This is a genomic window from Polaribacter dokdonensis (assembly GCF_024362345.1).
GTDB classification, from domain to species: domain Bacteria; phylum Bacteroidota; class Bacteroidia; order Flavobacteriales; family Flavobacteriaceae; genus Polaribacter; species Polaribacter dokdonensis.
Window position 1 is genome coordinate 947,729 of the sequence record NZ_CP101505.1, and the last position, 14,146, is coordinate 961,874.

14 protein-coding genes are annotated in these 14,146 nt (G+C 30.8%); 6 read left to right on the plus strand and 8 right to left on the minus strand.

Annotated elements, in window-relative coordinates; translation table 11 throughout:
* The first annotated feature begins 75 nt into the window (after positions 1–75).
* The gene (locus LPB302_RS04400; protein ID WP_176966504.1) at positions 76–639 is read left to right on the plus strand and encodes an acyl-CoA thioesterase; all 564 of its coding nucleotides are present in this window, start codon (positions 76–78) and stop codon (positions 637–639) included.
* A 54-nt stretch (positions 640–693) separates the two neighbouring features.
* Here LPB302_RS04400 and LPB302_RS04405 read toward each other — a convergent pair whose 3' ends face one another.
* From LPB302_RS04405 to hemA, 8 genes are all read right to left on the minus strand, one after another.
* Complete coding sequence (locus LPB302_RS04405) at positions 694–2,025, minus strand: dihydrolipoamide acetyltransferase family protein (protein ID WP_053975108.1); 1,332 nt, start codon at positions 2,023–2,025, stop codon at positions 694–696.
* A 181-nt stretch (positions 2,026–2,206) separates the two neighbouring features.
* Positions 2,207–3,112: an oxygen-dependent coproporphyrinogen oxidase gene (gene hemF, locus LPB302_RS04410; protein WP_053975109.1), complete on the minus strand. Its 906-nt coding sequence runs from the start codon at positions 3,110–3,112 to the stop codon at positions 2,207–2,209.
* Positions 3,102–3,860: an EI24 domain-containing protein gene (locus tag LPB302_RS04415; RefSeq protein ID WP_053975110.1), complete on the minus strand. Its 759-nt coding sequence runs from the start codon at positions 3,858–3,860 to the stop codon at positions 3,102–3,104. Before LPB302_RS04415 ends, hemF begins: the two co-directional genes overlap by 11 nt.
* A gap of 3 nt (positions 3,861–3,863) precedes the next feature.
* Positions 3,864–4,892 carry a uroporphyrinogen decarboxylase gene (gene hemE / locus LPB302_RS04420; RefSeq protein WP_053975111.1) on the minus strand — a complete coding sequence of 343 codons (1,029 nt, stop codon included), beginning with the start codon at positions 4,890–4,892 and terminating at the stop codon, positions 3,864–3,866.
* A 2-nt stretch (positions 4,893–4,894) separates the two neighbouring features.
* Positions 4,895–6,184, minus strand: coding sequence for a glutamate-1-semialdehyde 2,1-aminomutase (gene hemL, locus LPB302_RS04425; protein ID WP_053975112.1), 1,290 nt, complete (start codon positions 6,182–6,184; stop codon positions 4,895–4,897).
* A gap of 65 nt (positions 6,185–6,249) precedes the next feature.
* Complete coding sequence (hemB, locus tag LPB302_RS04430) at positions 6,250–7,215, minus strand: porphobilinogen synthase (RefSeq protein WP_053975113.1); 966 nt, start codon at positions 7,213–7,215, stop codon at positions 6,250–6,252.
* Positions 7,216–7,219: 4 nt separating this feature from the next.
* Complete coding sequence (gene hemC, locus LPB302_RS04435; RefSeq protein ID WP_053975114.1) at positions 7,220–8,812, minus strand: hydroxymethylbilane synthase; 1,593 nt, start codon at positions 8,810–8,812, stop codon at positions 7,220–7,222.
* A gap of 10 nt (positions 8,813–8,822) precedes the next feature.
* The gene (hemA, locus tag LPB302_RS04440) at positions 8,823–10,058 is read right to left on the minus strand and encodes a glutamyl-tRNA reductase (protein WP_053975115.1); all 1,236 of its coding nucleotides are present in this window, start codon (positions 10,056–10,058) and stop codon (positions 8,823–8,825) included.
* Positions 10,059–10,261: 203 nt separating this feature from the next.
* Between hemA and LPB302_RS04445 the strand changes: the two genes are divergently transcribed.
* From LPB302_RS04445 to LPB302_RS04465, 5 genes are all read left to right on the plus strand, one after another.
* Positions 10,262–11,146 carry a helix-turn-helix transcriptional regulator gene (locus tag LPB302_RS04445; RefSeq protein ID WP_053975116.1) on the plus strand — a complete coding sequence of 295 codons (885 nt, stop codon included), beginning with the start codon at positions 10,262–10,264 and terminating at the stop codon, positions 11,144–11,146.
* 8 nt (positions 11,147–11,154) lie between these two features.
* On the plus strand, positions 11,155–11,661 hold the full coding sequence (locus LPB302_RS04450) for a TrmH family RNA methyltransferase (protein WP_053975117.1): 507 nt from the start codon (positions 11,155–11,157) through the stop codon (positions 11,659–11,661).
* 10 nt (positions 11,662–11,671) lie between these two features.
* Positions 11,672–12,688 carry a ferrochelatase gene (gene hemH / locus LPB302_RS04455; RefSeq protein WP_053975118.1) on the plus strand — a complete coding sequence of 339 codons (1,017 nt, stop codon included), beginning with the start codon at positions 11,672–11,674 and terminating at the stop codon, positions 12,686–12,688.
* Between the two features lie 112 nt (positions 12,689–12,800).
* A complete protein-coding gene (locus LPB302_RS04460) occupies positions 12,801–13,400 on the plus strand; it encodes a CopD family protein (protein ID WP_053975119.1) in 600 nt (199 codons plus the stop codon).
* On the plus strand, positions 13,390–14,145 hold the full coding sequence (locus LPB302_RS04465) for a sensor histidine kinase (RefSeq protein WP_053975120.1): 756 nt from the start codon (positions 13,390–13,392) through the stop codon (positions 14,143–14,145). Before LPB302_RS04460 ends, LPB302_RS04465 begins: the two co-directional genes overlap by 11 nt.
* Position 14,146: the final 1 nt, after the last annotated feature.

Sequence of the window (14,146 nt, forward strand, 5' to 3'; positions counted from 1 at the left end):
AAAGGAATAATTAACTTTAAAACATGAGCGTAAATTCTAGTTTTATCAATTAGAAAAGAATTGTACTTTTGGTTTATGGCAGAAATAAAAAAAGACTTTAAGCAAATTAGTGAATCGCAAATTACCATAACAGAATTAATGTTACCATCACATTCTAATTTTAGTGGTAAAATTCATGGAGGACATATTTTAAACTTAATGGATCAAATTGCCTTTGCATGTGCCTCTAAACATTCTAGTAATTATTGTGTAACTGCTTCCGTAAATAAAGTTGATTTCTTAAATCCGATTGAAGTTGGTGAATTATTAACGATGAAAGCATCTATAAACTTTACAGGTAGAACTTCTATGGTTGTTGGTGTACGTGTTATTTCTGAAAATATTAGAACTGGTGAAACAAAACACTGTAATTCATCTTACTTTACAATGGTTGCAAAAGATGACAATGGAAAAAGTGTTCCAGTACCTGGAATTATTTTAACTACAAAAAAAGAAATAAGAAGATTTGCAAGAAGTATAATTAGACAACAAGAAGGAAGAAATAGAACTTCTAGGTTTAATACCAAAACATTTAAAATAGATGATTATTTGCCATTATTTGAAAATAGTAATTCTAAAATTGATTTAAAAAACACATAAACAAAAAAAGCTTAGGAAATTTCCTAAGCTTTTTATCTTCAAATAATTATGGTTTTAAAAGTCTTGGTTTACATCCCATGCTTCTAAAGTTTCTTTTAATGTTTTTATAAACATACCACCAAGAGCGCCATTTACAACTCTATGATCATAAGAGTGAGAGACAAACATTTTTTGTCTGATTCCAATAAAATCACCTTCTGGAGTTTCTATAACTGCAGGCACTTTTCTAATAGCACCTAAAGCTAAAATAGCAACTTGTGGCTGATTAATAATTGGTGTACCCATTACAGAACCAAAACTTCCTACGTTTGTTACTGTGTAAGTTCCTCCTTGAATTTCATCTGGTTTTAAAGCATTGTTTCTTGCTCTAGTAGCTAAATCGTTTACAGATTTTGTCATACCAACTAAATTCAATTGATCTGCATTTTTAATTACAGGTACAATTAAATTACCATCTGGTAAAGCAGCTGCCATTCCTAAATTTATATTTTTCTTTTTGATAATTGTATCACCATCAACAGCAATATTTATCAAAGGATATTTTTTAATAGTAGAAGCCACAGCATGCATTAGAATTGGGGTAAAGGTTAATTTTTCACCTTCTCTTTTAAAGTAAGCATCTTTTATTTTACCTCTCCATTTTACAATGTTTGTAACATCAATTTCTATAAATGATTGAACATGTGCAGAAGTTTGCACAGAATCTACCATGTGTTTAGAAATTAGTTTACCCATTCTAGACATTTCAATTACCTCATCTTCTCCATTAACAGAAACTGGAGCAGCTTTTGCCACTGTTTTTTGAGCAGCTTTTGGAGCTGAAGTAACTTTTGCAGCAACTTCTTCTTTTTGAGTTGCATTACCTCTATTATCTATATATGATAAAATATCATCTTTAGTTACTCTACCATCTTTACCTGTTCCAGAAATACTTTCTAGTTCATCCATAGAAATACCTTCTGTTTGAGCGATATTTCTAACTAATGGCGAATAAAATTTACCTGAATCTGAAGTTTTGGCAATAGGTGTAGCAACAATTTCTGAAGCCTTTTCTATCGTTTTTTCCACCTCAACAGCTTCTTGAGGTTTTACTTCTTCTTTTTTAGGTGCTGATGATGCATTATTAGCAGTGGTTGTTTCTCCACCTTCAGTTTCTATAACAGCAATTGTTTCTCCTACAGCAACAACATCATCTTTTTCAAACAAAATTTCAACTAATGTTCCTTCTACTTCAGAAGGTACCTCAGAATCTACTTTATCTGTAGCAATTTCAACAACAGCTTCATCCAATTCTATAGTATCACCTACCTCTTTTAACCAAGAAGTAATTGTTGCTTCTGCAACACTTTCTCCCATTTTTGGTAACTTTAATTCAAATCTTGCCATTCCTGTTTATTTTTTGGATTGCAAAAATACGAAAAAAGGAACAGAAATTCATAAAAATTACAATTGAAAATAAATCGAAATAATCGATTTTTATTAAACTATTAACAATATAAATTGATATGATTAAATTATCTTTACTACAAGTGTATATTTTAGACTATAAATTACAGAATAATCAAAGTTACAAAACCCAATCTTTTGGATTTTCTAAAACTTTAAGAAGTTTTTCTTCTGGCGAATTTTCTGCAGGATGATAATTGTATTTCCATTGCACAACTGGGGGTAAACTCATTAAAATACTTTCAATTCTACCATTTGTTTTTAATCCAAATAAAGTACCTCTATCATGCACAAGGTTAAATTCTACATACCTACCTCTTCTTACTTCCTGCCAGTCTTTATGATTTTGAGAATAGTTGGTGTTTTTTCTTTTTTCTACAATAGGTACATAAGTTTCTAGAAAACTGTTTCCTACTTCTGTAACAAAGTCATATCTATCATTAATAGAAACTTCATCTGTTTGTTTTAAATAATCAAAAAACAAACCTCCTATTCCTCTTGCTTCATTTCTATGTGAATTCCAAAAATAATTATCGCATGTTTTTTTGAACTTCGGATAAAAATCTGAATTGTGTTTATCACAAGCATTTTTACAAACCGTATGAAAATGTGTTGCATCTTCATCAAACAAATAATAAGGAGTTAAGTCTTGACCACCTCCAAACCATTGGGTAACAATGTCACCTGATGAATTATACATTTCAAAATAACGCCAATTTGCATGCACAGTTGGTACAAAAGGATTTTTAGGGTGTAAAACTAAACTTAAACCACAAGCAAAAAAATTACCCTCTTTTACCTTAAATTGATTTCTTAAAACTTCTGGCAATTCACCATGAACTGCAGATATGTTTACACCTCCTTTTTCAAAAACGGCACCATTTTCTATAACTCTGGTTCTTCCTCCTCCACCTTCTTTACGTTTCCAGAGGTCTTCTTTAAATTTAGCTGATCCATCAACCTCTTCTAGTTTAGAAGTAATTGCATCTTGTAAATCTTCGATATAAGCGTAAAACTTATCTTTCATATACCAAGTTGTTTTTTTCGTGCATTAATTGCACCATTTTTTTTGAAGCTGCAGTTACAGAAAGTGGCAACACAATAATAATCCCAACAACAGGAATCAATAGAAATAGCATAAAAACGATTCCATTTCCTATAGCATAACCTTTATTTCTACTTACAAACTGTACACTTTCTTTATAGGTTAAATGACGTTCTAAGGTATAATCCATATTTCCAAAACCTGCATAATAAGCTTGGACTATAAACAATAGAATAGTAGAGAAAATATTTACAATTGGAATAAATTTGAGCAGTAAAATAGGAATGGTAATTATCAACTCCTTAAAAAGATTTCTAATATTTATTCGAATTCCTCTAACTAACTGCTCTGTGTTGGTTGTATTTCTATGCAAATGAGAAATATTACCATAAAAGTGTTTTTCTATTTTCTCAGAAACTGGACTCATAAAAGGCGCAGAAAGTGCCATTATTATGTGTTTATACAAGATTAGTCCAATTATCAATACAATTAAACCTCCAATAAAATTACTGATGGATGAGAAGATATCTTTTCCCCAATCCCAAATCCAAATTTTAGAGATGTAAGCACCTACATTATCAGATAGAACATAGGCTTCTACACCTATTAATATAGCTGTGCAAAAACTAATCAACATAGGAATTATAAAATATTTCCAAAGTTTTAAATCTGACATCAGTTTAAAAACTCCTGTATATTCTTTAATTCCTAATATGACGTTTTTAAGCATATTTTACTGTGCTTTGTATTCTTTTACAGCATCTACAAATGCTTTGGCATTTTCTACTGGAATATTTGGTAAAATTCCATGACCTAAATTTACAATATATCTGTCTTTACCAAACTCGTTAATCATTTGGGTAACCATTTTTTTAATTTCTGATGGTGTAGAAAATAATCTTGATGGATCAAAATTACCTTGTAGCGTAATTTGTCCTCCAGATAAATAACGTGCGTTTCTTGCAGAGCATGTCCAATCAACCCCAAGAGCAGAAGCCCCTGATTTAGCCATATCACTTAAAGCAAACCAACACCCTTTACCAAAAGCAATTACTGGAGCATCATCTTTTAAGGCGTCTATAATTTGCTGCATATATTGCCATGAAAATTCTTGATAATCGGTTGGAGATAACATACCTCCCCAAGAATCAAATACTTGCACTGCATTTACACCAGCTTCTACTTTTGCTTTTAAATAAGCAATTGTTGTATCTGTAATTTTCTGTAATAAAGTATGAGCCACAATAGGATTTGTAAAACATAACTCTTTGGCTTTATCAAAGTTTTTAGAACCCTGACCTTGCACACAATAGCATAAAATCGTCCAAGGAGAACCTGCAAAACCTATTAATGGAATTTCATCATTTAGTTTTTCTTTGGTTGCTTTAATAGCATCCATTACATAGCCCAAAGAATCTTGTATATCTGGTATAATAACAGAATCTAAATCTTTTTGAGAACGAATTGGATTTGGTAAATAAGGCCCAAAATTTGGCTTCATTTCCACTTCTATATTCATTGCTTGTGGAATTACTAAAATATCAGAAAACAAAATAGCTGCATCCATACCAAATCTTCTGATAGGTTGCACTGTAATTTCTGATGCTAATTCTGGAGTTTGACAACGTGTAAAGAAATCGTATTTGTGTTTGATTTCCATAAACTCAGGTAAGTATCTTCCTGCTTGTCTCATCATCCAAACTGGAGGTCTGTCTACAGTTTCTCCTTTTAATGCTCTTAAAAATAAATCGTTTTTAATCATAATTATATTTTTGAAACTGCTAACATAGCCTTGTCAGTAGCATGTGCTATTATTTTAATGTCTTTATCTGAAATTGCTGAATTTAAAAACCAAGCTTCAAATTGACTTGGAGGTAAAAACACACCATTTTTAATCATCTCCCAAAAGAAAACTGCAAACTTCTCTGTATCTGAAGCTTGTGCTTCTTTAAAATTAGTGACTTTATTTTTTGTGAAAAATGGATTCATCATAGAACCAAATCTGTTAACCACTACATCTACATTGTATTTTTTGGCAGACTCTAATAAAATTACTTCCAAAATAGAACCAATCTCTTGAAATTTATCATATGGATTTTGCTTCTTTAATTCAGTTAAAGTAGAAATTCCACCAGCCATTGCTATTGGGTTTCCAGATAATGTACCTGCTTGATACATGCCTCCTAGAGGTGCAACATTTTCCATAATTTCATTTCTTGCTCCATAAGCTCCAACAGGAAAACCACCTCCAATAACTTTACCCAAGCAAGTAATGTCTGCTACTACACCTAACTTTTCTTGAGCTCCTCCAAAAGTAGATCTAAAACCTGTCATAACTTCGTCTGCAATTAAAAGTGCTCCTTTAGATTGTAAATACTCTTTTAATTTTTTTAAGAAATTATTTTGAGGTATAACAACACCCATATTACCTCCTATAGGTTCTATAATTACACCTGCAATATCATCATGCTCTTCAAAGTGTTTTTTTACACTCTCTAAATTATTATACTCTGCAATTAAAGTATTTTTCACAGCTCCTTCTGGAACTCCTTTAGAACCAGGTAAACTTAAAGTTGCTAAACCTGAACCAGCTGCAACTAATAAAGCATCTTGATGACCATGATAACAACCAGAAAATTTGATAATTTTATCTTTGCCAGTATAAGCTCTTGCTAAACGTATTCCACTTAAAACAGCTTCTGTACCTGAGTTTACAAAACGTACTTTGTCCATTTCTGGGAAAGCATCACATACAATTTTTGCTAATTTAATTTCAGCTTCTGTAGATGCTCCAAAAGAATAGCCTTTCTTTAATGCTTTTTTTGCGGCTTTTTCTACAGCCTTGTGCCTATGCCCTAAAATCATTGGCCCATAAGAAACTACTAAATCTACATATTCGTTTCCATCAACATCGTAAATTTTACTTCCTTTGGCTTTTTTTATAAACAAAGGATTACCACCCACTGATGAAAACGCTCTTACAGGAGAATTTACTGCACCTACTAAATGCGTTAATCCTTTTTGATATAACTTCTCTGATTTTTTGAAATTCATTTTTTAAGCTTTTGGCCTTTGGCTTTTGGCTATTTGCAGACTGCTAAACAGCGAAAAACTAAAAGCTATTGTTTTAATAATAATCTAGCTGCCTCTTTTGCAAAATAGGTGATAATAATATCTGCACCTGCTCTTTTCATAGACAACAAACTTTCCATCATTACTTTTTCTCCATCAATCCAACCTTTTTCTGCAGCAGCTTTTACCATGGCATATTCACCACTCACGTTGTAACAGGCAATTGGTCTATCAAAATTATTTTTTAAATCTCTTATGATATCTAAATACGATAAAGCTGGCTTCACCATTAAAATATCTGCTCCTTCTTGGTCATCAAAAGCAGCTTCACTCATTCCTTCATCTCTATTTGATGGATCCATTTGATACGTTCTTCTGTCTCCAAAAGTTGGTGCTGAATCTGCTGCATCTCTAAATGGACCATAAAATGCTGAGGCGTACTTTACAGAATATGCCATAATTGGCAAGTTTGGATAACCTGAGTTGTCTAATGACTGACGTATCATATCAATTGTTCCATCCATCATTCCTGATGGTGCAACCATATCTACACCTGCTTTTGCATGAGAAATTACTTGCTTTGCAATGTTTACTAAAGTTGCATCATTATCTACATCATTGTCATGAATAATTCCACAATGACCATGAGAAGTATATTCACAAAAACAAACATCTGTAATTACATATAAACTTGGGTAATTCTTTTTGATAAAACGAATGGCTTGTTGCATAATTCCATTATCATTCCAAGTCTCTGTGCCTTCATCATCTTTTTCTGATGGAATACCAAATAATAAAACAGCAGGAATATTTAATGAAACAACTTCATCTAATTCTTTAGATATTGTATCTAAAGAAAAACGTTTTATACCTGGCATTGAAACAATTTCTGTCTCTATATTTTCGCCTTCTTCTATAAACAAAGGATAAATAAAATCATCTACAGATAATTTAGTTTCTCTAACTAATCTTCTTATCCCTTCTGTTTTTCTTAATCTTCTTGTTCTAAACATTATATTAGTTTGATGTAAAATGACTGTTCACCAATTCTAAAACTGAATCTACACTTGGTAAATTTGCAACTTGTACATTTTCGAAATGTTTTCTGGCTTCTTTTGCAGTGGTTTCTCCAATACAGAAAGCAACTTTATCTGCATTATTCTCTGTTAAATAACTTTCTATACCTGAAGGACTATAAAATAACACTCCAGTTACTGAATCGTCTAATTTCTCTGGACTTAACATCGTTTTATAAGCCTCTACTTCATTTACAGTAATGTCATGAGATTGCAAATAAGCAGGTAAAATATCTAAACGAACATCACTACAAAAATATGTGACATTTTTATTCTCTAATGCTGTAGACAAGTATTCTGCTAAGGCTTTTGCATTCTTTGCAACCTTGGCAACCTTGCCTATTCTATTTTCTATTAATTTTTTAGTTCTTCTACCAACGCAATAAATGTTCTTGAACTTCATTTCATCCTTAGTAAAAGAATTCAATAGAGCCTCTACTCCATTTTGACTAGTGATTACTACATTTTCAATTTCGTTTTTCATCACTTTTGGTGGAATTCTATTAAAACGTATTTTAATAAAATCGCTATCATCTATACCAATTGCAGAAGAAAGAACCTCTTTCTGTAATTCTGATAATTTCTTTGTAGAGTATACAGAAGCAACCTTTTCACCAACTTCTTCATCTTCTGCCATTAACTCTTTTCCACCTCTATTAATTACATAATCTGCACAATCTTTAGCCAAGTATCTGTGGCTTCCTAATTTTGCAGTTTTGGTTACTGTAATTTTCTTAGAACCATCTCTTTTTAATAAGATTCCTTTAAAATTAATTTCTTGTGTTTTCTCATCAACATAAGCCAATGCACCTATTGGAGCTGTACAACCACCTTCTAGTAATTTTAAAAATTCACGTTCTATACCTACACAAACCTTAGTTTCATAATGATTTAATTGCTCACAAGCATCAATTACAAACTGATCTTTTTCTAAACAAGCTACCATAATTGCACCTTGTGCTGGTGCAGGAATCATCCAAGTTAAAGGTATTGCACCTTTTTCTCTTAAACCCAATCTCTCTAAACCTGCAGCAGCAAAAATAGCTCCATTCCAAGTTTCACTATTCTCTAGTTTACTTAATCGCGTGTTTACATTTCCTCTTAAATCTTCAACTTTATGAGTTGGATAACGATTTAACCACATTGCTTTTCTGCGTAAACTACCAGTTGCAATTATACCTCCTGGTTGTCCAAAAAATTCTTCTGTATCTTTTAGTACTAGTAAATCTGAATAATTAGCTCTTTTTAAAACTGCACCTTGCATAATACCTTCTGGTAATGCAGTTGGCACATCTTTTAAAGAATGTACAGCAATATCTATATCACCATTTAACATGGCAATATCTAAATTTTTAGTAAAAATTCCTGTAATCCCTAATTCATATAAAGGCTTATCTAATATAATATCTCCTGTAGATTTTATAGGAACAATTTCGGTTTCATAACCTAATTCTTCTAATTCTTTGCGTACTTTATTTGCTTGCCAAAGAGCCAATTGACTTTCGCGAGTTCCTATTCTAATCGTTTTTTGCATTAAGTATTTTTTAAGATTGAAAAACCTTATTGATGACCTCTAAACTTTGTGATACAGATGTTTCTTCATCCTTTAAATGTTTCACAAATTGAGTTGTTATTTTCTGTATGAATCGTGAAGTTACTATTTCTGCCTGACTTTCATCAAAATCTGCTATTTTTTTCCTTTGAAAATTAATTTCATCGTTCTTAATAGTCTCTAAAGATTGTTTTAAAGCAGCAATTGCTGGCGTAAATCTTCTGTGATTTAACCAATCATTAAATTCTGCTTTGTGCCTTTCTATAATAGCTTCAGCCTTTGGTATTTCTTTTTTACGAGCAGCTAAAGTTTCATCTGTAATTTTAGATAACTCATCTACATTTACTAAAGATATTCCTTTAAATTCTGTAACATCTTTTGCCACATTTTCTGGCATTGATAAATCTAGAATCAACAACTCTTTATTTTCTGAGATATGCTGTTGAGTTATAGTTGGTTTATCTGCACCAGTAGAAACTATTAAAACATCTGCCTTAGTAACTTCTTCTGTTAAGTTTTCGATAACAGACTTTCTTATAGAATGATGTTCTTTAACAAACTCAGTTGCCTTTTCTTCTGTTCTATTGATTAAACAAACAGATTTATTTTGTGTGTATTCTGCTAGGTTCTTACAGGTGTGTTTTCCCATTTTCCCTAACCCAAAAACCAAAATGTTTTTTGAGTTATAATCTGGTAAATTTTTAATAATATACTGCACAGCTGCATATGAAACTGAAGTTGTACCAGAACTTAAACGAGTATCGTTCTTTACTCTTTTACTTGCTTGTAAAACACTATTTACCAATCTTTCTAAATAAGCATTGGTAGTCTTGTGCAATTTAGCCAATTTAAAAGCTTGTCTTAATTGACCTACAATTTCATAATCTCCTAAAATTTGACTTTCTAAACCTGTACCAATTCTAAATAGGTGATGAACTGCATCTTGATTTTTGTATACGTTAGATATTGAAGCAAATTCTTCTACTGTGCCTTCAGAAAAATGACACAACAATTGTATTAATTGATAAGGATGCTCTGCAAAACCAGAAATTTCTGTTCTGTTACAAGTTGATAAAATAAAAACACCTTCGAATTTTTTAGCTTTTGCCAATTCTAATAATGCAGCTTGATTATCTTTCGATAAAGAGAATTTACCACGAGTATTTGCGTCTGCCTTTTTATAACTGACACCAATATTGTAAAAATGTGTTTTCGCTGTTTCTAACATAAACCTTAAAAGAGGTACAAAAGTAAAAAGAGTTCTTAAAAAAAAATATCGCTGAAAGTACTTTAAATAACGTTCTATGTTTTTTAGATACTAAATGATATAAAAACTTGTAAAATTCCTTATTTTTGTTAGCTGTAAAGGATTTGCAGTAATTTTATATAGAACGATTCTAAATAAAAGCAGATTGAATTAAATTCTAGATTATGTTTAAAAATGTCGGAGAAAGTACTTTAGATGAAATTAACTTAGAAAAAGGTTTTTATATACTTCATTTTCAGAACGAAAGCAAAGAAATAGAGAACTTTGAACGTGAAATAGACAGTTCTTTTATTCAAATTCATTTTTGTTTACGTGGTAAATCTAAATTCTTATTTAACAATAATTCTTATTCTTTTGATGTTTTAGACAATAGATCTATATTACTTTACAACCCTCAAAGAACATTACCAATTAATTTAGAAATTCAGCCAAAAACAACCCTTATTTCTTTATTAATTTCAATTGAGAAATTTCACTCATTATTCTCTAACGAATCTGGTTACATTCCTTTTTTAAGTGACGAAAACAGTAACAAAAAATATTATGATGATGCAGAAATTAAACCAACTGTAGCCATTGTTTTACAACAAATTATAAACTCTAATATTAATAGTTCTATTAGAGACCTTTATGTTAAAGGTAAAGTTTATGAATTATTAAGCTTGCATTTTCAAAAAGATGAAACTGTAGAAGGTGAATATTGCCCTTTTTTAGTTGATGAACAAAACGTGTTAAAAATAAGACAAGCCAAAGAAATTATTATTTCAAGAATGGCAGAACCACCAAGTTTGCAAGAACTAGCAAATGAAATTGGTTTAAACATTAAAAAGCTAAAAGAAGGTTTTAAACAGATATATGGAGATACTGTATACAGTTTTCTTTTCGATTATAAGATGGAACATTCAAGACGTCTTTTAGAAACCAATCAATATAATGTAAACGAAGTTGGTACACAAGTTGGCTATAGCACAGCCAGTCATTTTATAGCTGCTTTTAAAAAGAAATTTGGTACAACACCAAAGAAATATGTAATGAGTTTAAATCAATAGGTATTAAAGTGAAGCAACTAACCCATAATGATGTTGAAAATAAACAGCAAAAGTTTCCGATAACTATTGTTTGTGATGCCATAAGAACTCCTGAAAATATTGGAATGTGTTTTCGAATTTCGGAAAGTTTTGGAGTAGAAAAAATCTATTTTCACGAGAACTCACCTTCCATAGAAAACAGAAAAGTAATTAATACTGCTAGAAATACAATCAATCAAATTGATTATGAATCTTATCGAAAATTTGACGAGTTAATTCATCAATTAAAATTAGAAGGTAATACAATTATAGGCATAGAAATTACTGATAAAAGTATCGATATTCAAGATTTTGATTTCAAAAATTCTGAAAAAATCGTACTACTTTTGGGTAGTGAAAGAAATGGAATTGAGAATATTAATTTAGTAGATGAAACCATAGCTATACCTATGTATGGAAGAAATTCATCAATGAATGTAATTCACAGTTTAGCAATAACGCTTTACGAAATAACAAATCAAATAAAGACATCTTAAAATATTAAAAATGAAAGGAGTTTTATTAGTAAATTTAGGTTCACCAGCAAGTACATCTACTAAAGATGTTAAGGAATATTTAGGTGAATTCTTAATGGATGAAAGAGTAATTGATGCTCCAAAATGGTTAAGAACCATTTTAGTTAAAGGTATTATTTTAAATACAAGACCAAAAAAATCTGCTAAAGCTTATAAAAAGATTTGGTGGGATGAAGGTTCTCCTTTAATTGTTTTATCTGAAAGGTTATTAGATAAAGTACAGAAAAAAACAGAATTACCTGTAGCTCTTGCAATGCGTTATGGAACTCCGTCTATAAAAATGGGGCTTCAAGAATTGCATGATAAAGGAGTAACAGACGTATTAATAGTGCCTTTGTACCCTCAACATGCCATGGCTACCACTGATACTATTTTAGTGTTGGCAGAAGAATTAAGACAAGAGTTTTTCCCAGAAATGAAGTTTAAGCATATTCCTGCTTTTTATCATAAGAAAGATTACATTCAAGTATTAGCAGAAAGCATAAAACACCATTTAGAAGGCAAAGAATGGGATAAGATTTTGTTTTCTTATCATGGAATTCCAGAAAGACATGTTCGTAAGTCAGACATTACAAAAAGTCACTGTAATCCTAGTGACAGTGTTAATTTTGAATGTTGTAAAACAAATTCTGCTGCTCATGAATTTTGCTACAAACATCAATGTTATGAAACAACAAAACAGGTGGTTGAGTATTTAGATCTTCAACCTCATCAATATTTTGTTTCTTTTCAATCTAGATTAGCTGGAGATCCTTGGTTGCAACCTTATACAGATAAAATGCTTGAAAAATACCCAGAAGAAGGTGTTAAGAAATTAGCTGTAGTTACACCTGCTTTTGTTTCTGATTGCTTAGAAACTCTAGAAGAAATAGCTATGGAAGGTAAAGAGGAATTTTTAGAAGCTGGTGGAGAAGCCTTCTACGCAATTCCATGTTTGAATGATAGTGATGAATGGGTTGATGTTTTAGTAGACTGGATTGAGGCTTAAATAAGCTTTAACAAGCTATTTATTATATTGCATTTAATATTTGGCCAAAGTCATTTTAATTTTACCATTTGTGATATTGAATAGAATAAATTTTAAACTCAAATTATATTAAATGGATTTTCTTTACATAAAAGCATTACACATCATTTTTGTAGTAACCTGGTTTGCTGGTTTATTTTATATAGTTCGCTTGTTTATTTATCATACAGAAGCAGAGACAAAATTAGAACCTGCAAAAACCATATTGCAAACACAATATAAATTAATGAGCAAAAGGCTTTGGTACATTATCACTTGGCCATCTGCTATTTTAGCTAGTGTTTTTGCATTTTGGATGCTCTATACTAGCCCATATTATTTATCTGAACCCTGGATGCACGTTAAATTAACCTTTGTTTTAGGTTTATATTTCTATCATGGTTTTTGTCAAAACATTTATAACAAACTACAGAAAGACGTTATTAAATATTCTGCTTTTAGGTTACGAATTTTTAATGAAGTAGCTACCTTAATTCTTTTTGCTGTTGTTTTTTTGGTAACTATAAAAAGTGCCATAAATTGGATTTGGGGAGTAGTAGGAATTATCCTATTTGGAGTTTTATTGATGTTAAGCATTCGAATTTATAAAAAAGTAAAAGAAAAGAAATCTTGGGATAAAGCTGAGAAAGAAGTCTTAAAACAAGTAGAAAAAACCGATAAACTTGAAGAATAATTACAAGGAACAACTTGAGGAATTTCAGCAAAAATATGACAAGCTTTTAGCTGAAAATCATGACTTGTCTGAGAAAAATGCTGAATTAAAGCAATTTTCTCACTTAGCTTCTCATGATCTTCAACAACCTTTAAATAATATTATTTCTTATCTAAGCATACTTGAAAACAGTAAAGACAAGTTTGATAAAATGGAGCAATTAAGCCTAAAAGTTATTAGTAAATCTACTCTTAAAATGAAAAGCTACATTACTTCTCTGTTAGACTTCTCTTTAATTGGAACCTCAAAAAGTAAAGAAAACATTGTTGTTAAAGAAGTTTTAAACGATGTAAAAGATGCGCTTTATCAGCAAATTTCATCAACTAAAGCAGCGTTAAGTTTTGATTTAACAAATCATGAAATGATTGGATATAAAAATGATATTTACCTATTATTTTTAAACTTGATAGAAAATGCTGTGAAATTTCATAGCAAAGAAAAGAGCCCTGTTATACAGATTACATCAGAACTTAAAGATGACCAATATCTGTACACCATTAAGGATAATGGAATTGGAATACCTGAAGATGAAGTAAATAAAATATTTGATATATTTTACACCATTCATCCTGATGAAGAATTTGAAGGTGTAGGAATTGGTTTGGCTCAAGCAAAAAAAATAACCAAACTTTATAATGGTAAAATTTGGTTAGATGCAGCACCTAATAAAGGCGCTATATTTTATGTTTCTTTTCCTGCAAAATAAA

Bases quoted from the DNA above. Each gene is read 5' to 3' on its own strand.
- LPB302_RS04445 (WP_053975116.1), top strand. From the start codon at position 10,262: ATGTTTAAAAATGTCGGAGAAAGTACTTTAGATGAAATTAACTTAGAA.
- hemA (WP_053975115.1), bottom strand. From the start codon at position 10,058: ATGTTAGAAACAGCGAAAACACATTTTTACAATATTGGTGTCAGTTAT.
- hemB (WP_053975113.1), bottom strand. From the start codon at position 7,215: ATGTTTAGAACAAGAAGATTAAGAAAAACAGAAGGGATAAGAAGATTA.
- LPB302_RS04415 (WP_053975110.1), bottom strand. From the start codon at position 3,860: ATGCTTAAAAACGTCATATTAGGAATTAAAGAATATACAGGAGTTTTT.
- hemF (WP_053975109.1), bottom strand. From the start codon at position 3,112: ATGAAAGATAAGTTTTACGCTTATATCGAAGATTTACAAGATGCAATT.
- LPB302_RS04400 (WP_176966504.1), top strand. From the start codon at position 76: ATGGCAGAAATAAAAAAAGACTTTAAGCAAATTAGTGAATCGCAAATT.
- hemC (WP_053975114.1), bottom strand. From the start codon at position 8,812: ATGCAAAAAACGATTAGAATAGGAACTCGCGAAAGTCAATTGGCTCTT.
- LPB302_RS04405 (WP_053975108.1), bottom strand. From the start codon at position 2,025: ATGGCAAGATTTGAATTAAAGTTACCAAAAATGGGAGAAAGTGTTGCA.
- hemE (WP_053975111.1), bottom strand. From the start codon at position 4,892: ATGATTAAAAACGATTTATTTTTAAGAGCATTAAAAGGAGAAACTGTA.
- hemL (WP_053975112.1), bottom strand. From the start codon at position 6,184: ATGAATTTCAAAAAATCAGAGAAGTTATATCAAAAAGGATTAACGCAT.
- LPB302_RS04460 (WP_053975119.1), top strand. From the start codon at position 12,801: ATGGATTTTCTTTACATAAAAGCATTACACATCATTTTTGTAGTAACC.
- hemH (WP_053975118.1), top strand. From the start codon at position 11,672: ATGAAAGGAGTTTTATTAGTAAATTTAGGTTCACCAGCAAGTACATCT.